General features: G+C 37.3%; 21 protein-coding genes. 18 read left to right on the forward strand and 3 right to left on the reverse strand.

Features of this window, described 5'->3' with window-relative positions:
* Positions 1-4 precede the first annotated feature (4 nt).
* From BLV53_RS14815 to alr, 6 genes are all read left to right on the forward strand, one after another.
* Positions 5-1,378 carry an MATE family efflux transporter gene (locus BLV53_RS14815; protein ID WP_090302270.1) on the forward strand — a complete coding sequence of 458 codons (1,374 nt, stop codon included), beginning with the start codon at positions 5-7 and terminating at the stop codon, positions 1,376-1,378.
* 41 nt (positions 1,379-1,419) lie between these two features.
* Positions 1,420-2,181 (forward strand): hypothetical protein, encoded by a 762-nt coding sequence (locus BLV53_RS14820; protein WP_090302272.1) that lies wholly within the window; start codon positions 1,420-1,422, stop codon positions 2,179-2,181.
* A gap of 4 nt (positions 2,182-2,185) precedes the next feature.
* Complete coding sequence (locus tag BLV53_RS14825; protein WP_090302275.1) at positions 2,186-2,833, forward strand: sce7726 family protein; 648 nt, start codon at positions 2,186-2,188, stop codon at positions 2,831-2,833.
* A gap of 153 nt (positions 2,834-2,986) precedes the next feature.
* Positions 2,987-4,489 (forward strand): ABC transporter substrate-binding protein/permease, encoded by a 1,503-nt coding sequence (locus BLV53_RS14830; protein WP_090302277.1) that lies wholly within the window; start codon positions 2,987-2,989, stop codon positions 4,487-4,489.
* Between the two features lie 17 nt (positions 4,490-4,506).
* Complete coding sequence (locus BLV53_RS14835; protein ID WP_090302280.1) at positions 4,507-5,244, forward strand: amino acid ABC transporter ATP-binding protein; 738 nt, start codon at positions 4,507-4,509, stop codon at positions 5,242-5,244.
* Positions 5,245-5,375: 131 nt separating this feature from the next.
* Complete coding sequence (alr, locus tag BLV53_RS14840; RefSeq protein WP_090302282.1) at positions 5,376-6,545, forward strand: alanine racemase; 1,170 nt, start codon at positions 5,376-5,378, stop codon at positions 6,543-6,545.
* A 182-nt stretch (positions 6,546-6,727) separates the two neighbouring features.
* Here alr and BLV53_RS14845 read toward each other — a convergent pair whose 3' ends face one another.
* Together BLV53_RS14845 and BLV53_RS14850 are read right to left on the reverse strand one after the other, a co-directional pair.
* Entirely contained in the window at positions 6,728-8,212 is a 1,485-nt protein-coding gene (locus tag BLV53_RS14845; RefSeq protein WP_170830895.1) for a sensor domain-containing diguanylate cyclase, read from the reverse strand.
* A gap of 112 nt (positions 8,213-8,324) precedes the next feature.
* Positions 8,325-8,879 carry a YgjV family protein gene (locus BLV53_RS14850; RefSeq protein WP_090302288.1) on the reverse strand — a complete coding sequence of 185 codons (555 nt, stop codon included), beginning with the start codon at positions 8,877-8,879 and terminating at the stop codon, positions 8,325-8,327.
* Positions 8,880-9,076: 197 nt separating this feature from the next.
* Between BLV53_RS14850 and BLV53_RS14855 the strand changes: the two genes are divergently transcribed.
* The 4 genes from BLV53_RS14855 to BLV53_RS14870 all read left to right on the forward strand — a co-directional run bounded on the left by BLV53_RS14855 (position 9,077) and on the right by BLV53_RS14870 (position 12,821).
* Positions 9,077-9,544, forward strand: a complete 468-nt coding sequence (locus BLV53_RS14855; RefSeq protein ID WP_090302290.1) for a LeuD/DmdB family oxidoreductase small subunit — start codon at positions 9,077-9,079, stop codon at positions 9,542-9,544.
* Positions 9,545-9,725: 181 nt separating this feature from the next.
* Positions 9,726-10,973, forward strand: coding sequence for a 3-isopropylmalate dehydratase large subunit (locus BLV53_RS14860; protein WP_090302292.1), 1,248 nt, complete (start codon positions 9,726-9,728; stop codon positions 10,971-10,973).
* Between the two features lie 113 nt (positions 10,974-11,086).
* Complete coding sequence (locus tag BLV53_RS14865; protein ID WP_090302295.1) at positions 11,087-11,566, forward strand: LeuD/DmdB family oxidoreductase small subunit; 480 nt, start codon at positions 11,087-11,089, stop codon at positions 11,564-11,566.
* 13 nt (positions 11,567-11,579) lie between these two features.
* On the forward strand, positions 11,580-12,821 hold the full coding sequence (locus BLV53_RS14870; protein ID WP_090302297.1) for a 3-isopropylmalate dehydratase large subunit: 1,242 nt from the start codon (positions 11,580-11,582) through the stop codon (positions 12,819-12,821).
* Here the strand turns inward: BLV53_RS14870 and BLV53_RS14875 are convergent.
* Entirely contained in the window at positions 12,818-13,747 is a 930-nt protein-coding gene (locus BLV53_RS14875) for a GTP-binding protein (RefSeq protein WP_090302299.1), read from the reverse strand. The two genes, BLV53_RS14870 and BLV53_RS14875, sit on opposite strands and share 4 nt — an antisense overlap.
* Before the next feature lie 108 nt (positions 13,748-13,855).
* Between BLV53_RS14875 and BLV53_RS14880 the strand changes: the two genes are divergently transcribed.
* The 8 genes from BLV53_RS14880 (at position 13,856) to BLV53_RS14910 (ending at position 20,562) form a co-directional block, all read left to right on the forward strand.
* Positions 13,856-14,776, forward strand: coding sequence for a carbohydrate kinase family protein (locus BLV53_RS14880; RefSeq protein WP_090302301.1), 921 nt, complete (start codon positions 13,856-13,858; stop codon positions 14,774-14,776).
* Positions 14,777-14,807: 31 nt separating this feature from the next.
* Positions 14,808-16,481: a GGDEF domain-containing protein gene (locus tag BLV53_RS14885; protein ID WP_090302303.1), complete on the forward strand. Its 1,674-nt coding sequence runs from the start codon at positions 14,808-14,810 to the stop codon at positions 16,479-16,481.
* Between the two features lie 64 nt (positions 16,482-16,545).
* Positions 16,546-16,719: a hypothetical protein gene (locus tag BLV53_RS17135; RefSeq protein WP_170830896.1), complete on the forward strand. Its 174-nt coding sequence runs from the start codon at positions 16,546-16,548 to the stop codon at positions 16,717-16,719.
* Positions 16,720-16,807: 88 nt separating this feature from the next.
* The gene (locus BLV53_RS14890) at positions 16,808-17,422 is read left to right on the forward strand and encodes a cyclodeaminase/cyclohydrolase family protein (protein WP_090302305.1); all 615 of its coding nucleotides are present in this window, start codon (positions 16,808-16,810) and stop codon (positions 17,420-17,422) included.
* Between the two features lie 52 nt (positions 17,423-17,474).
* The gene (locus tag BLV53_RS14895) at positions 17,475-18,332 is read left to right on the forward strand and encodes a bifunctional 5,10-methylenetetrahydrofolate dehydrogenase/5,10-methenyltetrahydrofolate cyclohydrolase (protein WP_090302307.1); all 858 of its coding nucleotides are present in this window, start codon (positions 17,475-17,477) and stop codon (positions 18,330-18,332) included.
* A gap of 100 nt (positions 18,333-18,432) precedes the next feature.
* The gene (locus tag BLV53_RS14900) at positions 18,433-19,092 is read left to right on the forward strand and encodes a PilZ domain-containing protein (protein WP_090302309.1); all 660 of its coding nucleotides are present in this window, start codon (positions 18,433-18,435) and stop codon (positions 19,090-19,092) included.
* 8 nt (positions 19,093-19,100) lie between these two features.
* Complete coding sequence (locus BLV53_RS14905; RefSeq protein ID WP_090302311.1) at positions 19,101-20,003, forward strand: hypothetical protein; 903 nt, start codon at positions 19,101-19,103, stop codon at positions 20,001-20,003.
* A 100-nt stretch (positions 20,004-20,103) separates the two neighbouring features.
* The gene (locus BLV53_RS14910; protein WP_090302313.1) at positions 20,104-20,562 is read left to right on the forward strand and encodes an HD domain-containing protein; all 459 of its coding nucleotides are present in this window, start codon (positions 20,104-20,106) and stop codon (positions 20,560-20,562) included.
* Positions 20,563-21,095 lie beyond the last annotated feature (533 nt).

The raw sequence follows: 21,095 nt of genomic DNA on the forward strand, positions 1-21,095 counted from the left end.
TGTTATGAAGGGGTTTACAATTTCAAAAAGCAAAACTATCGATTTTACAGTAGGAAAGCCATCCAGCCTGATTATGCAGTTTTTCTGGCCGCTATTAATGACTAGCATGTGCCAGCAGCTGTACAACTTTGTGGATTCTATGATTGTGGGACGAGGCATCAGTGATAATGCCCTGGCTGCAGTTGGAAATATGGGGTCACTGTTCTTTTTGATAGTTGGATTTTCATTTGGCTTGGCAAATGGATTTGCCATTCTCATTGCACAAAGCTTTGGCGCAAAAGATTTTGAAGAACTGCGTCACAGAATAGCAGGAACTATAGAGCTTGGTATAGTACTTGCCATAGGACTTACTATTTTTAGTGTGCTGTTTTTACCAAATGCATTATCGTATTTACGAACTGATCCTATCATTATGGCGGATTGTCTTAAGTATGGTTATATTCTTTTTGGTGGATTGTTTGTAGGAATTGCCTACAATATTTCAGCAGCCATTTTACGTTCACTAGGAGATAGCCAGACTCCACTTATTTCTATTATAGTATCCTCAGTTACAAATCTTTGCCTGGATAGCTTATTTATTTTCGGTTTAAAATCAGGAGTAGAGGGAGCTGCAATAGCAACTATTATTGCACAGATAGTTTCAGTTATTATCTGCCTAAAAAAGCTTTTTTCTATTGAGATTATCAGACTATCAAGGGCTGATTTTAAGGATAATACAAGAGTATTTGGACTGCTTATTTCTAACGGACTTCCTATGGCACTTATGAATTCCATCACTGCCATAGGACTTATGGTGGTTCAATATTTTGTAAATGGATATGGTGTTATTTATACAGCAGCCTATGCGGCAGGTAGCAAATATCTTAATCTGTTTATGAATCCTGCGGCTACCACAGCAAACGCAATTAGTGCATTTACCAGCCAAAATTATGGTGCTAAATTATATGAACGTATTGTAGAGGGCATTAAGTATGGCCTTAAGATGGTAACATTTTTCTATATAGTGCTAGGCGGCATCATGGTGGTGTTCCCTGCAAATCTTGCAAGAGTGTTATTGTCAGGTGAGGAACAAATCAGACTGGTGTGCATTTTCCTTCCTACCTGTGGAGTGATGCTGATTTTCCTTAATGTATTATTCATAGTCAGAGCAGCAGTTCAGGGAATGGGCAAACCAATACTTCCAATGATTTCTGGTATTGTTGAGATGGTACTTAGAACATTTGTAATATCATTTTTCCTTGGCAGAATCGGTTATAGAGCTACCGCATTTGCGGAAATTTCTGCATGGATAGGTGCGCTTATTATTAACGCATATGCGTTAGGATTGTACCTAATACCACTTGTAAAAGGAGATAAATTTGAGACTGTACGAGAGTAGTCTCTAATTTTAAGCGGGCACTCTGAGAGGGAGGTAAGCTTATGTATTTAAATACAAAAAGACATTATCTTTCAAAAGCAATATGCATTTCTTCCCTGGTTAGTTTGGTTGCACAGATATTAAACGCAATTGCAAGAATTATATTTTCCTCTCATTTGCCTGAGCCGGATATGTTAAACAGCGCCGTTTTCACATTTAGTGTTGTCACTCAGGTTGGCGTTATTGCCTTTATTTTTATTATTTTTCTTTCTTACATTAAGAAAATGCGTCATCTGACAAATATAATAAATGCAGATGACGCTGATGAATTTGCAGTTCTTCAAAAGCAATATATTCCAGACTCAATATCTACCCTCAGAGGGGAATCTATCTATCAGCTCCTTGAAATCTGGGCTGTTATTTTGCTTTTCGTACAAACCATATCCCTTGTATCTAATTACAAATATAGGAATTTTGTCAGTGAATTATATGATATTATACCTATGGATAATTATGAAAATGCAGTTACTTTTTCTGCAATCTATAATTCTACCCACGGATTTAAATATATAGGAATGTTTTCGGCCATTGTTATCGGCATTTTTGTGACAGCAGTTTTTCTGAAGGATAGATTTTTAAAGGTACTTACTACCTGTATTACAGGATTTTTCGTGTTGGCCTTTACTATTTTTCAGATGGTGACTTTTTATACGCAGCTAAAGATAATAAGTATCGTATGGACATCTGTTATATATCACGGCCTTGAGACTATTGGTCTTATTGCTTTTTCTATATATTTAGCAAAACACTATAAAGGATTGTAAATTAATGCTAAAGGATAAAGACATCAGGGAAGGCCTATTTGATTATTTAGAAATTGAATATGGTAAAATACGTATATACGAAGAAAAGATGATTGGAAAATCAAGAGCGGATGCATACATGGTGATAGATAATGCTCTTGTAGGGATAGAGATAAAGTCAGACGCAGATACCTATACCAGACTTGAAGGTCAGATAAAGGATTACGATAAATACTTTGAATATAATATGGTAGTGGTAGGCAGTAGTCACGCCATGCACATCGAGGAGCATGTACCAGAGCATTGGGGGATTATCACAGTAGATGAAGTAGACGAGATGCCAGATTTTTATTTTTTAAGGAGACCTGTTTTAAATGAAAAAGCAGATGTAAGCAAAAAGCTAGAATTGCTTTGGCGTCCGGAGCTTTCTATTATCGTTGAAAAATATCAGCTTCCAGCTTACAAAAGCTTAAGCAAGCCTGCACTTAGAAAAAAACTTATGGAAAAATTAGAGGTTTCTCAGATAAATGAATCTATAAGTGAGATATTATTCGAGCGAGACTACGAAAAAATGCTTTCAGAGATTAATGAATATAGAAAGGCTAAAAATCCTAGAAGACGTGGTCCTAAAAAAGCTACAAGTGTAAAAAGAGTCAGAAGATTGTCAAAGTAATTAATTATGCATAGTTTATTCAATTTTGAAATGCTGTATTTTGAAATTTAAACATTTACGGAGTTTTGCAGTGCAAAACTCCATTTTTATATTGAAATATAATTTTTTTATGCTATTATATGTATAAAAATACATTAAGAGGAATAAATATACATGAAAAAGAAATTATCGCTATTACTCTTAGGTTTAACAACAGCTCTGATGATAGGCTGTGGTGCTAAGGCTGAGAGCACAGGAAAACAGATTAATTCTGCAGACGATTTAGAGGGAGCAAAGATTGGTGTCCAGCTTGGAACCATCGGCGATATCTATGTCTCTGACATGGAAGGAGACGAGGCAGGCACTACTGTAGAGCGTTACAACAAAATCACAGATGCTGTCCAGGCTCTTCGTCAAGGCAAGATTGACTGTGTCATCGTTGATGAGCAGCCAGCCATCGCCACCACAAAGGACGAGAAGAATCTTGAAATCTTAGAGGAGCCATTCGAATTAGAAGAATATGCTATCTGTATCGCAAAGGATAATAACGAACTTCTTGAAAAGGTAAATGGCGCACTTGCAGAGCTTAAGGAAGAAGGTGTTATCGACCAGATTAATGCAAACTATATCGGCGATGATACAAAGGGAACCTGCCCATATGTTTCTCCAGAGGGAATAGAATATACAGGTACACTTGTAGTTGCTACAAATGCAGCATTTCCACCATATGAATACTATGAGGAAAGCAAGCCTGTAGGTATTGATATGGAGCTTATAAAAGCTGTTGGTGACAAGATTGGTCTTCAGGTTAAAATCGAAGATATTGAGTTTGACAGTATTATCAATGCTGTAGATTCACACAAGGCTGATGTGGGTATTGCTGGTATGACTATGACAGAAGAACGTCTTAAGTCAATCAATTTCTCTGATCCATACACCACATCAAAGCAGGTCATCATTGTAAATAATGGTGCTGGTGCAGGCAACAGCCTTGGATTTGTCGATAATTTCAAACGAAACTTTGTTGATGATAATAGATGGAATTACCTATTTAAGGGTCTTATTAATACACTTATAATCGCACTTTGTGCCGTAGTTGCAGGTGTAATTATAGGTTTCTTGGTTGCTATAGTTCGTGTTACATATGACAAGACTGGCTCAATGGTATTTTTAAATGCCATTTGTAAGCTTTATCTTACAATCATCCGTGGTACTCCTATGATGATTCAGCTTTTGATTATTTACTATGTAGTATTCAAAGCTGTAAATGTTCCAAAGATTCTTGTAGCCATTATCGCATTTGCGATAAATTCAGGAGCATACGTTGCAGAAATAATGCGTGGTGGTATTATGTCAATCGACGGTGGTCAGATGGAGGCTGGTCGAAGCCTTGGTCTTGATTACAAGCAGACAATGACTTCAATCATCCTTCCACAGGCTGTTAAAAATGTACTTCCTGCACTTGGAAATGAGTTTATTTCACTTATTAAGGAAACCTCAATCTGTGGTTACATTGGTCTTATGGATTTAACTCGTGGTGGTGATATTATCAGAAGTATTACCTACGAGGCATTCCTTCCACTTATTGCAGTAGCCCTTATATATCTTATTATTGTTCAGGTTCTTAACATGGGAGTTGGCAAACTTGAAAAGTCATTACGTAAGAGTGAACAATAATTAAAGGAGAAATTAAAATGAGTAACGAAGTATTAATAAAGGTTGAGAATCTTTCAAAATCCTACGGGAAAAATGATGTTCTTTCAAATGTAAATATGCAGATTGAAAAGGGAGAGGTTATTGCTATCATTGGCCCTTCAGGCTGTGGTAAGTCTACATTTATCCGAACCCTCAATCAGCTTGAGAATGTAACAGGTGGTTCTATTTATCTAGATGGCGAGGAAATCACAAAAAAGGGAGTTGATATAAATGATGTTCGCCGTCGCGTGGGAATGGTTTTCCAGCACTTTAATCTTTTCCCACATCTTACAATCCAAAAGAACCTGACACTAGCCCCTGTAAAGCTTGGACTTATGAGCCAGGCTGAGGCTGATAAAAAAGCAACTGAGCTTTTAAATCGAGTTGGACTTGCAGACAAGGCTAGTGCATATCCTGACAGTCTTTCAGGTGGACAGAAGCAGCGTATAGCAATTGCTCGTACACTTGCAATGAATCCTGAAGTAATTCTTTTTGATGAGCCTACATCGGCTCTTGATCCAGAAATGGTAGGAGAGGTTCTTTCTCTTATGAAGGAGCTTGCAGATGATGGAATGACAATGGTGGTTGTAACTCACGAAATGGGATTTGCAAAAGAGGTTGCAGACCGCGTTATGTTCTTTGATGAAAAGGGAATAAAGGAAGAAGGCACTCCAGTCGAAATCTTCCAGTTCCCAAAGAGCCAGAGATTAAAGGATTTCCTTTCAAAGGTATTATAATTAAATATTTTTTCACCTCTCAGTGGTGGCAGTGCTGCTTGTTTAGAGGTGTGCCTTCAACTTTCGTTGAAGGCTTTTTTTTATATTTCAAAAGAGTATAATAAGATTATTCTTTTTTAGGAGATGATGAAATGGAATCTACACTTAGACGTACATGGGCAGAGATTAATCTTGATGCCATTGCGTATAATTACACAAAAATAAGAGAAAAAATCGGTAAAGATGTAAAGTTTCTTGGAGTGGTAAAGGCTGATGCTTATGGTCATGGAAGCATACAAGTAGGCCACCTCTTAGAGGATTTAGGTGCCGATTATTTGGCAGTCAGCTCTGCAGATGAAGCTTTGGAGCTTCGTTTAAATGGAATAAAAATGCCTATATTAATCCTGGGTCATACCCCAAAGGAGCAGGTGGGGCGTCTTATAGAATTTGATATTACCCAAGCCATCACCTGCAAGGCGAAGGCTGATGAATACAGTGCAGAAGCAGTGAAATGTGGTGGCACTTTAAAGGTACACATTAAGGTTGATACAGGAATGTCTCGCCTTGGATATCTTTGTGACAATGGTTATTTTGAAACAGGAGTAGAGGGCATTGTAGAAGCCTGCAACATGCCAGGTCTTAACGCAGAAGGCATCTTTACTCATTTTGCAGAAGCAGATGAGCATGGTGAGGAAAAGGACAGATATACAAAGCATCAGTTCGAGCTTTTTATGAACGTTATAAATGCTGTAGAGGAAAAACTTGGACGCAAATTTCAGATACGACATTGCGCTAATACAGGAGCGACTGTACGTTTCCCAGAAACCTATCTTGATATGGTACGACCTGGTTTATTGCTTTATGGTTATGGTGAATTTGCTCACCAGATGAATCTCAAGCCAGCCATGACTATGAAGACTACAGTAAGCACCATAAAGATTTATCCAAACGGCACAGAAATCAGCTATGGCGGCATGTTTGTCACAGATAAAAAGACCCGTATAGGTGTACTTCCATACGGCTACGCTGATGGTTTTCTTCGCAGCCTTTCCAATAAATGCAGCTTATATACCAAAGAGGGCCCTGCCAAGCTTCGTGGAAAAATATGCATGGATATGTGCATGATAGACATAACAGATATGCCAACGGTAGATGTTGGAAGTGAAGTAGAAATCTTCGGAGAGAAAAACTCCATTGACACCCTTGCAGATGCCGCAGGCACCATCCCATACGAACTAACCTGCGCCGTAAGCAAACGCGTTCCACGTATCTACATTCGCGACGGAAAAGTCATTGAAAAAGAATTGATGCTTCGCATGTAACGGGGCTGTTAAAAAATTCCCCTAATAAAAAGTAAGTAAATTTTTAAAAGCAATAAAGCTCCTAAGTGAGCCAATTACGTAGACAAGCCCAGGTACTACTTTTGGTGAGTATAGCGAAAGCGATACCAAAAGTAGTACCTGGGCTTGTCTGCGTAACTGGCGGACTAAAGATTAAAGTCCACCTATTCCTTCCCATCCTTCATTTCTTTTTTATTCTTATACATCAGGTCGTCAGCTCTACGAAGCACCACTTCCACTCCGCTGTCTGTTTCTGGATCAAAAATTGCCCATCCAATAGCTGCTGACACCCTTTCCCAAGGTTCCAAAGAACTATCAGAAGTGGATTGTTTCACACATTCCTTGAATTCATATACCTTTTGTGGGCACTGCTTGTAATCTTCATTTTGAAGAATAACCACAAACTCATCGCCCCCAATTCTAAAAACAGGAGAGTGTGAAAATACACTACAAACTGTTTCACATATCTTCATGATTGCCAGATTGCCTTTATCATGTCCGTAATGGTCGTTGATATATTTAAGGCAATTCAAATCAACCATAACGATACCAAACTCCTTGTAGTTTTCGCTGTGGATTTTGTATTCAATACTTGCCTCAGTTGCATCATAGGCGGTTTTGTTTCTCACCCCGGTAAGAGCATCTTTGTGAGCAAGCTCATTGGCCTTTCTTATTTTTTCCTGAGCTTCTGTAAGAGCCTCATTTTTTTCTAACAGTGTGTTCATGTAATCGCCAATTTCGATTATCATTGTTGCCACTTGTTGTGCTAAATCTGAAATCTCATCCGATCCCTGTATATCATGTGTGATAGTGACAGCCAAAGAAGAATCCTTGTGGTCAGTGAAGGATTGGATATCGCGTTTCAGCTGAACAAGTCTTGATATATATTTCTTTTGTAGCATAAGACTTAATATTGCAGCAAAAACGACTGACAATAAAGCCATAATAATAATCACATTTACAGTATTGTTAAGTATTGTAGTATTGACCTTTTTGACTTCCACATCCGCACAAACCAGGCCCATTTTTTGTCCATTTACCCATAGTGGATAATAGTTTGCGTAGGTGTGTCCGTATTCGTTATTAAAGATATCGTAACCGTCCAGTTCTCGACCAGCTTGCCAAGTATCCCACATATGAGGGTATAGGTCCACTGGTTCTTCAATATCTAAATTTAACTTCATGTAATCTTGATTGTCTATTGTTATAGTTTCCGGTATCGCATCCAGCACATAATACATATGATAAGGTTCGCCCGTAGGAGTGATGTAATAAACATATGCTACACCAAAGTTATATTTTACCTGGGAATAAACATGAAGCCAATATTCATGCTTATATGTACCGTATAGAATTTGAAGATCTTCAGGCATATCAAGATAATCAACGTCTATTCCTAATGATTTTCCAGGATAGGTGCTATTGTATTTTTCATAGAAAGCAATCTTTGCTGGATGATAATTTCCATCATAGGATAGAGGAATTCTGATTTTGTCGCCATAAGTAAGCAATATCTGTTGATAGGCTATAAATTCTTCACCATCGGCAGACATCATATTTCCCAAATAGGTAACAATGTTTTCAAGATTTTGTTCATTTTGAATTTTATAATTTCTGGATTGAGACAGATAACTACTAAGTCCTGTCATTATAATGATTGACAGAACGAGTATTAGAAAAAAAGAATAAAGTTGTTTGCTTAAACTTGTACGTGTTGTCATGGTACAAGTTTAGCATTTAAATATGTATTTTTAGTTAAAATTAGAAAGGTAATGGATTATTTTTATCTTTGATTATGCGATATACACCAATTAAGCTAGTCATTAGTGAAAAGCAGTCAAATGCGAAAACTGTCCAGTTGCTTAAGATGAAATCGTAGGTTCCAAAGCATAGGATACTACCGATGCATCCAAGCTTAATGATAAGGTCACTCTTTGAACTAAGGGTTAGGGTAATAAGTGTGGCCGCTAAAAATGGAAGCCAGTCCATAATTCCATGGGTGCCAGCATTCATAGGAAGCCATTTGAACCATACGTTATAGAGTGAAATATAAGTGATAGTGCCTTGTAAAAGAATAAAGAACACTTTGAGTGGAGTGTTAAGATTCCATTTAAGGCAAATAATATTTCTGATAAGACTAATCATATTTCCTACAACTGCAGAGATTCCACCAATGCAAGCGTAAGAAATGGAGAATAATATGAATTGAGCATTTTGAGCAATGAGTACGTTGCGTTTTCTTTTAATATATCCGATTGCAACCATCAATATGCAGGCTAATATAGCAAATATTTGACTTACTAAAAATAAATTCATAATTTTATAACCTCTTTATATGTTAAAAGTGTAGCCTTTTACTAAGGAAATGGAAGGCTTATAATTGTTTCAGAGTTTAATGATAATCCATAGTTGTGTTTATTTAAAGTTTTAATTGAAAAACAGATAATTTAACTCTTTAAATCGTTAAAGAATTAATGTAAAATAGACAGAAAATAAATGGAGGATATAACATTATGGGTAAAGTTTTTCGTTTTCATAAAGATGTAGATACCGATCAAATTATCGCATCACAATATCTGCTTTTTCCCACAATCGATGAGATGAAGGAGCACACCTTTGAGTCTCTAAATTCGGATTTTGCATCGCAGGTAAAGCCTGGTGATTTTGTAGTAGCTGATGAAAATTTTGGTTGTGGCTCATCAAGAGAGCAAGCACCTAGTGTACTAAAGGCTTTGGGAGTGAAGGCAGTTATTGCGAAATCTTTTGCCCGTATTTTTTATAGAAACTCAATCAATATTGGCATGCCTGTAATTGTCAGCAAAGAGCTATATGACGTGGTAAAGGATGGCGACGAAATGGATTTAGATCTTCAAGCCGGCAAAATCACAATAGGCGACAAAGAATACTCTTGCACAAAGCTCCCAGCCAAAATGCAGGAAATTCTGGATCAAGGTGGCCTAATCGCGTCGTTGAATAACTAATGGCGTCTACCCCATTCATTTACTACGCAGAAAGAAAGCTTACCAACTTTAAGTGAGCTGGTAGGCTACAAATTTTAGATGTCTAAAGGGTCGCATTCTAAGCTGAGCGTAGACATCTAAAGTTTGTAGCCGTAACCAGCGGACTATAGGTAATCGCACAACCAAAAAGGAGACTAATAACATGGGAATGACAATAGCTGAGAAAATTATTGCAGCTGCCGCAGGAAAAGAAACCTGCAAAGCCGGTGATATAGAAACAGTTACACTGGATAAATTAATGAGTAATGATGGCACCACTCATCTTACCATAGATATGTACAACAATCTTAAGAATCCGCACATAGCAGACCCTGAAAAACTGGTATGGATTGTGGACCACAATATCCCTTCTGACAGTCCAAAGACTGCAGCCAGCCATAAAAAGATGCGTGATTTCGCCAGAGAGCATGGCATCACATTTTATGAGGGCGAAGGTGTTTGCCATCAGATAATGATGGAAAATCAAGTTCGTCCAGGCGAGTTAATATTTGGAGCGGACTCACATACCTGTGCATATGGAGCTCTTGGCGCTTTTGGTACTGGCGTGGGATGTACTGATTATTTATATGCTATGGTTACTGGCACATCATGGCTTTTGGTACCAGAAACTATCCGTTTTAATCTTCACGGCAATCTTAAAAAGGGCGTATATGCTAGAGATTTGATTCTGACTATCATCGGAAAGATTTCAGCAAATGGAGCCAACTATAAGGCTATGGAATTCGCTGGAGATGGACTTAAAAATCTTTCTATTGCAGATAGAATTTCAATTTGTAATCTTTGTGTAGAGGCTGGCGCTAAAACAGCACTTATGGAGGTGGACGGTGTTGCACTTTCTTATCTAGAGGAGCATGGCCGTATACCAAAGGCTATTTATAAGTCAGATGATGATGCAGTATTTTCAGAAGTATTTGACATTAATTTATCTGAGATTGAGCCAATAGTGGCAAAGCCTCATTTCGTAGATAACGTAGTACCCGTCAGTGAATGTGAGGGAGTAAAGATTGACGAGGCCTTCCTTGGCAGCTGTAACAATGGACGAATCGAGGATTTACGTGTGGGAGCTGAAGTGATAAAGGGCAAGCATGTTGCAGATAAGGTACGATTCTTGGTAGTTCCAGCAAGCCGAGCTGTTTACAAGCAGGCTCTTAAAGAGGGACTTTTAGATATTTTCATGGAAGCAGGAGCAATGGTAATGAATCCTAACTGCTCTGTATGCTGGGGCGCTTGCCAGGGCGTAATAGGAGAAGGCGAAACCCTAATCTCCACCGGCACCCGCAACTTCAAAGGAAGAGCGGGCCACAAGGATTCCTTCGTATACCTAGCATCAGCGGCCACCGTCACCGCGTCTGCGATAAAAGGATATATTACTAGCACTGATAACCTATAGAACAAAATCTAGCAGACAATGATTAGCATTCTGTAAGAGACGTGTTAGTCGATGGAAGAATGCTAATTATTGTCTGCGTAAGATTTTGCACACAACGAAAAGGGATAAACAAAATGAGTAGAATTTGGAAATTAGGCAACGACATAGACACTGATATCATTCTGCCTACAGAATACCTTGCATTTGAAACAGTAACGGAGATGAAGCCATATGCTTTTTCTCCACTGCGTCCAGAACTGGCATCTTCGATTCAGCCGGGAGATATGATTGTGGCAGGCAATAACTTCGGCTGCGGCTCATCAAGAGAGCAGGCGCCAGAAGTTGTAAAAGCACTTGGGATTTCATGCATTGTTGCAAAATCCTTTGCGCGAATCTTTTTCAGAAACGCTATCAATAATGGTTTGCTTCTCATCGAACAGCCGGATTTGTATGATGAGGTTAATGAGGGGGAAGAGGCAGAAGTTATCCCAGGCAAAGAGATAATTGTAAATGGTAAATCCTATCCTATAGCAAGTCTCCCTGATAATCTTACAGAGATTCTAGAGGCTGGCGGACTTGTAAAGGCAATGAGAAAACGAAACGGATTAGATTAATTTGGAGAATGTAATGGGACATACTTTAGTTGAAAAAATAATTGGAAATAAAGTTGGACATGAGGTGAAGCCAGGTGATATTGTCACTGTTGATGTAGATTGGTGCATGATTGACGATATCATGGTTCCATTTGCTGTCCAGAAATTTGAGGAGATGGGCTTTAAAGAAGTGGCAAAGCCAGATAGTGTAGTGCTGATTTATGATCATTTCCTTCCGGCAACTCAGGTAGATGATAGCAGACATTTCAGAGCAGGTGATGAGTTTGCAGAAAAATATGGCATCACTCGTGTTCATAGAACTGATGGAATCTGTCATCAGCTTATGACTGAAGCAGGATATGTAAAGCCAGGAGATATTTCTTTTGGTACAGATAGTCATACAGTAACTTATGGTTGCGTGGGTGCATTTGCTACAGGTATCGGATATACGGAGATGGCAGGAATTTTAGGCACAGGCCAGCTTTGGATAAAGGTACCTGAGACCATCAGAATTGAAATAGATGGAACCTTGCCAGGTAACGTTACCTCAAAGGATATCATTCTTAAAATCATTGGTGATTTAACTGCAGCCGGTGCCACATATCAGGCCATCGAATTTGCAGGAAGCACAGTGGATGCCATGAGTGTTGCAAGCCGTATGACCATGTCCAATATGTCTGTGGAGGCAGGGGCTAAATGTGGTCTTTTTGCACCTGATGAAAAGACCTGTGATTATTGTAAGATTCCTTATGACGATAGTATCAAGGCTTTGACACCAGATGGTGATGCAAGCTATTCAAAGATTTTGAGATACAGAGCAGAGGATTTCGTGCCAGTTTGTGCTTGCCCTTCACTTGTAGATAATATCAAGCCTGTGTCCGATTTAAAGGGCACAAAGGTAAATCAGGTGTTCCTTGGTTCTTGTACAAATGGAAGATTAGAAGACTTAAGAGCGGCTGCCACTATTTTAAAAGGTAAGCATGTTGCTCCTTACGTAAATATGATTGTAACACCAGCAAGCCGAAAGATTTATCGTGAGGCGCTTGCTGATGGTACACTTGAAATTCTGTCAGATGCCGGTGCTATCATCACTACACCAGGCTGTGGACTTTGCTGTGGTAGAGGTGGCGGAATCCTTACAGATGACGAGGTGGTAGTTGCTACCAACAATCGTAACTTCCTTGGAAGAATGGGAACCAGCAAGGTTAAGATATTCCTTGCCAGTCCAGTAACCGCTGCAGCCACAGCTATAGCAGGAGAAATTGTAGAAGGCTAGGCAAATAAAGCCTTTACCTTGTCAGCATCAATTTCCTCGCCGATTACTATAAATACTTCCTGTCCAATCTCCATTTCTGATAATTCAAAATCAGCTTTGGTGACATTGAACTGGTACCATTTTTCATCTTCTTTAAAGAAGCCTTTTGCTCTGAAAATCTTTCCATAGGATTCATCAGACATTAATGTATTAATTTTATCTTTAAGACTGTCTTTTTTCATTGGTAGCTCAAGGAAATAGACAGTCTTATATTTTGCATCATCAGTTCCCAGTTTTTTTACGTAGGAGTGCTTTGTGTAACCACTATTAGAAATTAAATCATAGTCCTTATCTTCAAGTTCATCCCATGACTTCGTAAATACGATATCATCAATATTTTTATCAAGGTTAGATTTTACAGCTGCTTCTTTTAAATGTGATATGGTTGCTGTGATTTGATCTTCGTTAGCCAGTTGAGTGCGGCTTAACACAATAATGCCAGCATTTGCAATCTGTGAGGCTAAAAAGAAGTCAGAAGTATCTGATAAAGAATCCTCTAATTTTGCATCAACTATAGTAATTACATTTCCTATTTCATACCATCTATCAAGCGGTTCATCTCTTAGCGAGTCAAAAAATTCGTCTATATCAAAAATTCCTGAAGGCTCTATTATAACTCTGTCGTAGCCACTCATTCCCATAGATATAAGTTTTGTTTTGAAGCGTCTTCTATGACAGTCGGCATCGCATCCTCCGGCCACCATTTCAAGCTCGCAGTTGTCGCCTCTCAAATCATTAAGCAGGAGCATATCTACATTTACCGCGCCATAGTCATTTTCCAGGATTCCAATTTTTTGACCCTTATCAATAAAATGTTTTGCGTATTTTTTTAGAAAGGTTGTTTTTCCACTTCCTAAAAATCCTGTAATAAGATCTACTTTTATCATTTTTGTTCCTCGTAAGCTATATTTGTGACAATTATTTTTAACAATTCTTTGATATTATAACACGTAGTGCTATAATCAAGTCTTGTATTTTTTTTAAAGGAGTAAAAAATGGGAATCGTTGTTTTAGGAGCAGTATTTATCGACATTAAGGGACATTCTACAGCCAGCTACATACCTGCAGGTAGAAATGTAGGAACAGTAGAGGAAGTGCATGGTGGTGTCAGCCGAAATGTTGTAGAGGATATAGCAAACGTAGAGCTTCGTCCTACCTTTGTCAGCCTTGTAGATGAAAGTGGAATCGGTACAGGGGTGCTTGAAAAACTCAACAATCATAAAGTAGACACAAGATTTGTAAGACGTACACCTGATGGAATGGGAAAATGGCTTGCAGTATTTGATAATCACGGTGATGTTGTTGCATCCATTTCTAAAAGACCTGATTTATCTGAGATTAACAATATCTTAGATGAACAGGGCGATGAGATTTTTAAAGATGCAGATAGTATTGCCTTAGAAATTGATATGGAAAAGGATACTATCAAGCGAGTTTTTAAATTTGCGGAAAAATATAATCTTAAAGTTTATGCTGCGGTTTCTAATATGAGTATTGCAGTGGAGAGAAGGGATTTCTTAAAGAATGTTGAATGCTTCGTATGCAATCAGCAGGAAGCAGGAATTTTATTCATGGATGATTACTCTGAGAAAACTGCAGAGGAAATGCAGGAGATTCTTGCAAAGAAAATTCAGGGCGCTCAGATAAAGAAAATGATTGTTACTATGGGTGGCATCGGTGCAGTTTATGCAGACATAGATGGAAAGACAGGCTTTGTACCAGCCAGAAAAGTAGACGTAAAGGATACAACAGGTGCAGGAGATTCCTTCTTTGCAGGTGTTACCATTGGACTTACCTATGGAAAAACAATAGAAGAGGCCTGTGAGATTGGTTCTACACTTGCAGCATCTGTTATTGTTACATCTGACAATGTTTGTCCTAGGTTTTTACCAAGCGAGTTTGGTATTGAAATTTAAGGCTAAGGCTTAATTTCAAGGAGTAGGGGTTATGGAGACGGGGTTTGTTAAAAGAATTGTTACTGCTATATATAGCATTGTAATAATTTTTATAATTGTAGCTAGCTTTGGATATTCCAATCAGGATACTGCAAAATTCTACGAAAACTATATAGAATTTGATAAAGGTTGGCTTAACAAAGGAATAGAAATAGGATTGCCATATGATAATGATCAGGAGTTTGTAGTAGAAAACACCTTGCCACAGGTTTATGGTGATCAATACCTGGTTATGAAATGCTATTATGACAATATTTCAGTTTATATAGATGGAGTGGAGGTTTATCGTTCATTAGACAATTATTTGTTTGGTCGCTCGTCTAATGTGGGCAAAAAAGAAGCACATGTTCTACTAAAACCAGAGTATTCAGGCAAAAAAGTTGAGGCTAAAATACAATTACAGCATTCGTTATATGGTGCGGAATTTTATGATTGCTATATTACTACCCGCTCAGGCTATGGCATCATTACCTTGAAAAAGCAAATGCCAGCTGTAGTCCTCTTTGTAATTTTAGTTTTCTCTGGCATTTGGGAGATGCTTATTTCCATTCATTTTATAATACGCAAATCCTTGATTCTTAGAAAGCTTTCCTTTGAGGCATTATTCTTTGCAGGATTGTTTTCGTTATTGTCTGGCATATGGCTTATTTGTGGTACAAGACTTCCACTAATTATATGGGGAAATAATACGGGCTTTGCCATTCTCGAAATTGTAACATTTTTACTGATGCCGCTTGCATTTTTAGAGCTTATCAGGGCAGTAAACTTTAGGGTAAGCCTTAAAGACAATATCCTGGACGGGATAGTTGCGACATCTATAGCACTTTCATTCATACTGTGCTTAACAGGTGTTATTGAATGGGGCAATATTGTTGTCTTTGGACATTTAATAGACATATTCCTTATTTTCCTTGCTGCTTATTATTCATATACCAGTCTAAAGGAAGAAAAGAGAAAAAGTGAGAGAAAATTGATTGCTGCAGGCAATTGCCTGTTTTTGTTAGTATGTGTAATAGCTCTAGGAATGTACATAAATAACATTGACAGTGACTATAATATCTTAGTTATAATTGGCCTTATAGTTTATATATCTACCCAGATAAGTCTTATATATAGACGAATAGGCCTTAAAGTAGAAGAAGAGGCTGAACTGGTTCAGGTAAAAGAGCTCGCTTATACTGACGAACTGACCAAGCTAACCAATCGGAGATATTTCTATGAAGAGGTTAAATCCATAGAGGATAGAAATCTATCACCTGATGCAACGGTGGTATATTTTGATTTAAATAGGTTAAAATATTACAATGATACCTTAGGTCATGACGCTGGTGATGAACTCATTGTGGCAGCTGCTGACTGTATAAGAAAAGCGTTTTCTGATAATAGTACTTCAGTTATATCAAGAATGGGTGGTGATGAATTCGTTGCTATGTTTATAGCAGGTGAAAAAGAATTGAAAAAACGTTTGGAACTTTTTTATAAATATACAGCAGAATGGAAAGGAAAGTATGTTTCAGACGTAAGTGTATCCGTTGGGGTTGCCTCATTAAGGGAATATCCAAATGCCACTGTAAATGAACTATGTAAATACGCGGATGATAAGATGTATTATGCTAAAAAAGAATATTATGCGTATAAAGGTATAGACAGGAGAAAAGGGCATTAAAACTATTTACAAGTGACATCCATTGCGTCTATAATGAGGACTTGAAAGGATTTTAGCAGTTATTATGATTGATATTGACAACACAAAATACAGACAGATGTATTTTGATATAGACGGGACAATAAAACAGGAGACATACGTGTTTCATAGAGAGATGACTGCAGAGGAACAGCGGCACTATGAGTATCTGGTTTCTGATTCTAATCAGATGACTATTTATGATTTTATAAAAGGTTAATATACTCCAAGGCTTTGAGTAATCAAGGCTTTGGAGTTTTGTTTTTTGTTATATAAATTTTTATAATCAAAAGAGTATGGAGAAAGTTATGAGCCTTATAAATGAAAGTGTGATGAGTTTTAGTTGTAAACTGGCTTCAAAAACCTCAGTTCCAGGAGGAGGCGGGGCAAGCGCTCTTGCCGCTGCAGTGGGAACGGCTCTCGGAAGTATGGTAGGCGAGTTTACTATTGGTAAAAAAAAGTATGCCGATGTGGAACAGGACATAATATCGCTTATGAAAAAAGCAGATGATATTAGATTTTCACTCCTAAAATGCATTGATGATGATGCAATAGCATTCGAACCATTATCCAAAGCTTACTCTATTCCTAAAGATGAACCAGGCAGAGATGAGGTTATGGAGAAATGTCTGAAGGATGCAGCGCAGGTACCATTTAGAATATTAGAACTGGCTTGTGATGCTATTGATTTACAGCAGGAATTTGCTGATAAAGGATCTGTAATTATGATTAGTGATGCTGCTACAGGAGTTGCTCTTCTTGAGGGGGCAATAAAAGGCGCTGCTGTAAATGTTAAAATCAACACTAAATCGATGAAAGATAGAGATTATGCTTGTGATTTAGAAAAAAAAGTAGATGCATTACTAAAGGAATACATAGTTAAGGCAGAAAATATATATATTGGAGTATGTAACAGAATGTAGTGTATATATTATATTAATTACATTCAATTCATGATAGTTGGCTGGAGGGAACATGGCAACACTATTAAAAGGGAAAGCAGTAGTTGATAGCTTAAATAATGATTTAATCAAAGAAGTTGATTATTTAAAAAAATTAGGAATTATACCTACACTTGGAATACTTCGTGTAGGAGAACGACCTGATGATATATCATATGAGCGAGGTGCTCTGAAAAGATGCGAATTAATAGGGGTAGAGGTTAGAGTAATTGCTCTACCAGAGGATGTATCCGAACAGGAATTTTTTGACACTCTCGAAGGCTTAAATAAAGATTCAAACATACATGGAATTCTTATGTTCCGACCTCTTCCAAAACATATAGATGGCGAAAAGGCTCGTACCATGTTGCTTGCATCAAAAGATGTGGATGGTTGCACAGATTTGTCTTTGGCAGGTGTATTCACAAACACTAATCTTGGGTTTCCGCCATGTACTGCCGAGGCGGCAATGGCGATATTAAAGTATTATAATATTTCTGTTTCAGGAAAGAAGGTAGCTGTAATAGGCAGATCTCTAGTAATAGGCAGACCTGTGGCGATGATGCTTATGCATGAAAATGCTACCGTTACTATCTGTCATACTAAAACAACTGATGTACCTTCTATCACGAGGGATGCAGATATTGTTGTAGTTGCTTCTGGTCAGATGGAAAGTATTGGAAAGGAATTTGTAAAAGAAGGACAGATTATTATTGATGTTGGAATAGGCTGGAATGAGCAAAAAGGAAAACTCTGTGGCGATGTATGCTTTGAAGAAGTAGAGGATATTGTTGATGCAATAACACCTGTTCCAGGTGGGGTTGGTGGTGTCACTACAAGTATTTTAGTAAAACATGTTGTGGAGGCCGCAAAAAATATTACTAATAACTAAATATAAATTAATTGATAATTCAATTTGCTAAAAATGGAGAAAAATATTCAAAGAACATATATAATGTAATAAGTATATTTAATATGTGTGGGAGAATGTTATGAAATTAGAACAGTTAGAGGCTAAACAAGCAGTTTCTTTAGAGGTTTTGATTGGTGGCTCATCCTTTGAAATTAAAACTGAGGTTGTAGGCACCAATGCTGGTACAGGAGTTTTAGTTAAGCCATATGTCTATAATGGAACGGTTGTTGATTTTACAAACGGTTCTCCTAAAAGCATGTCTTTTAATCTTCATTGTATTGATCCCCATACAGGTGGCAGAGTAGTCTGGAAAAATGTAGTAGTTAATCTTGTTACTTTCAAAAATGTTGATTACTATGCAATTGACTCTAGTTCATTTGGAAATGTAGCGGCGTCAAGTGAGCGGCGAGAAGATGCTCGAGTATCATTAAATATTCCTGGATCTGCCAGCATGGAAGATGGAAGGCGCTTCTCTATAACTATGCTTGATGTTAGTGATAGTGGAGTGTCATTTATTGGAGATGGCAATAGAGTTACCATTGGAGATATTGTGGAAGTTAACTTTGCTGACACTGCCAAGGGCTCTGATTTTAGTTTAGCGATTATATGCCGAATAGTACGAGCGGAAGCTGAGCATAATGGAATATTTTATGCTGGTAAGATTTTAGAACGAGACAATAAGTTATTAGCTTACCTTTGTTTTAAAGGAATAGAATCAAAAGAGGCCAGAAAGAATTAGGTAAAACTATGGGCGACGATAATAATCTTAAACAAGAACTATATTATATGGTGCGTCTTACTTCCAAGTATGACTTTTCAGATACGAATGTTGTTGAGGTGATTCTGAGACTTGAAAATGAAAATTGTATATTAGACTCTGTTTTTGGGCGTCGCTTTAAAAGGCGAATTTCTGATATTGCTTCAGGAAATGTTGTAGATAGCAGCTGTGTAATCTGCGGTCAGCCAACAACAAATAAAGTAATCTGTAACCATTGCATGGAAACTATTGGTGGTAGTGAATATGCAAAGGGGCACCCTCAACAAGTCGAACTTGAAAGAAAGTTCAATTTGAAAAATAATATTTCCTATCTGTTAAAACAATTTAGGGCAAAAAAAGATACAGACAAGAAAAAGATAAATACTGATGTAACAGGGAAGCTTGCCAAGATAGGGTTAAAAGAAATATTTAAAGTAATTGCAGTAGTGTTCTTAACATTTCTTTTGATAGCCCAGATATGGGTACTTTCAGTTTGGCGTTATATTAACAAATTTAATCCAACAGAAGAACCAGCAATTTCATCTTTTGAACCTACGTCAGTTTTATCAGAAGAAGAGGCGAAGCAGCAAATAGCTCTCGATTTTCCAGAAGAAGCAGGATATACCCTAACTTTTGCCAGAATGGATAAAGATTTTGTTGGTCGATTTAAATTAAAAAATGGAACATGCTGCGAAGATGTTGAAGAACAGCTTTCGGATGATGAAAGATACGATTACTTCTTTACAGAAGATGTGTATATTTTTTATATATCTTATAATGAAAAATATACAGCAAAGGTAGGAATAGCGGAAGTAAATAGTGAAGGTAATATTTTGGTGCTTGGTGTATTTAATGATGGAAGAAAAACTGATTGCCATTACAAATATAGATAGTAAAACAATTACACTTCACAAATATAACACAATAATCTGCTAGAATATCAAAAGCTTCAGGGATGAAGTTCTAAAAAAGTTATATTAGGGGTATTGTTTTATGAAGTTAAGACCTGAAGAGGAGACCAGACTGAGGCACATTCTTGAGCCACTTAAAAGTGACAAAAGGATTCAAAGGATGAAGAAATATATTCAGCATGGTCGTGTTAGCACTTTTGATCATGTAGAGAGTGTCACAAGAGTAAGTTACTGGTTAAATAAGAGATTGCATATTGGAGCAGATGAACAAGTTTTAGCTATTGGTGCATTTCTTCATGATTATTATCTTTATGATTGGCATGAAACAGATAATGGACATGGTTTACACGGGTTTTCTCATTCTACTACTGCAAAAGATAACGCAGTTAGGCATTTTGGGATTGGACAACGAACACAATCTGTTATTGAATGTCACATGTGGCCGTTAAATATCACTAAAATTCCACGAAGTAGAGAAGCATGGATAGTCTGTATAGTGGATAAATACGTATCAACTAAAGAAACTCTTTTATGCAGATAAATGCGATGATAGTTATAAAGAGACTACTACATAGTTGTTTAATGCAATTGTAAATGTTTTTTATACTTACATACAATCAATATATTAGCTCAACTGGTTTCATTCAGTTGGGCTTTTTGTTAATTTAATTACAAATGTAAATTTGAATATAGTGTTTGCACAATTCATACAAAAGGTCTTTTTTTCGACAATAGATTTACTTTGATAAAATGACAAAAAAACACTTTACATGTGTGTGGTTGGATGATATTATAATCGAGCACTGAGGGACAGCAAGTCACACAGAGCAAAAAATAAATGAAGATTGATAACTGAACAGTGAAACAAACCTTGAATTAATACAAGTTATTTATAGTTAACATGTATCCTTGAAATTCATTTAAGTTTCTTAAAGAAACGAAACCTTTAATAAGCGAATATGAATTCTTGAATTCATATTCTAGTAAGAATCTTTGATTCTTACATTTACAGTAAACAAGTCAGTTTTGTGCTGACCTGGAATTGAACTCAAGCAACTTCGGTTACTTACATAT

Origin of the sequence: Pseudobutyrivibrio sp. ACV-2 (genome assembly GCF_900107545.1) — a bacterium.
GTDB lineage: Bacteria > Bacillota > Clostridia > Lachnospirales > Lachnospiraceae > Pseudobutyrivibrio.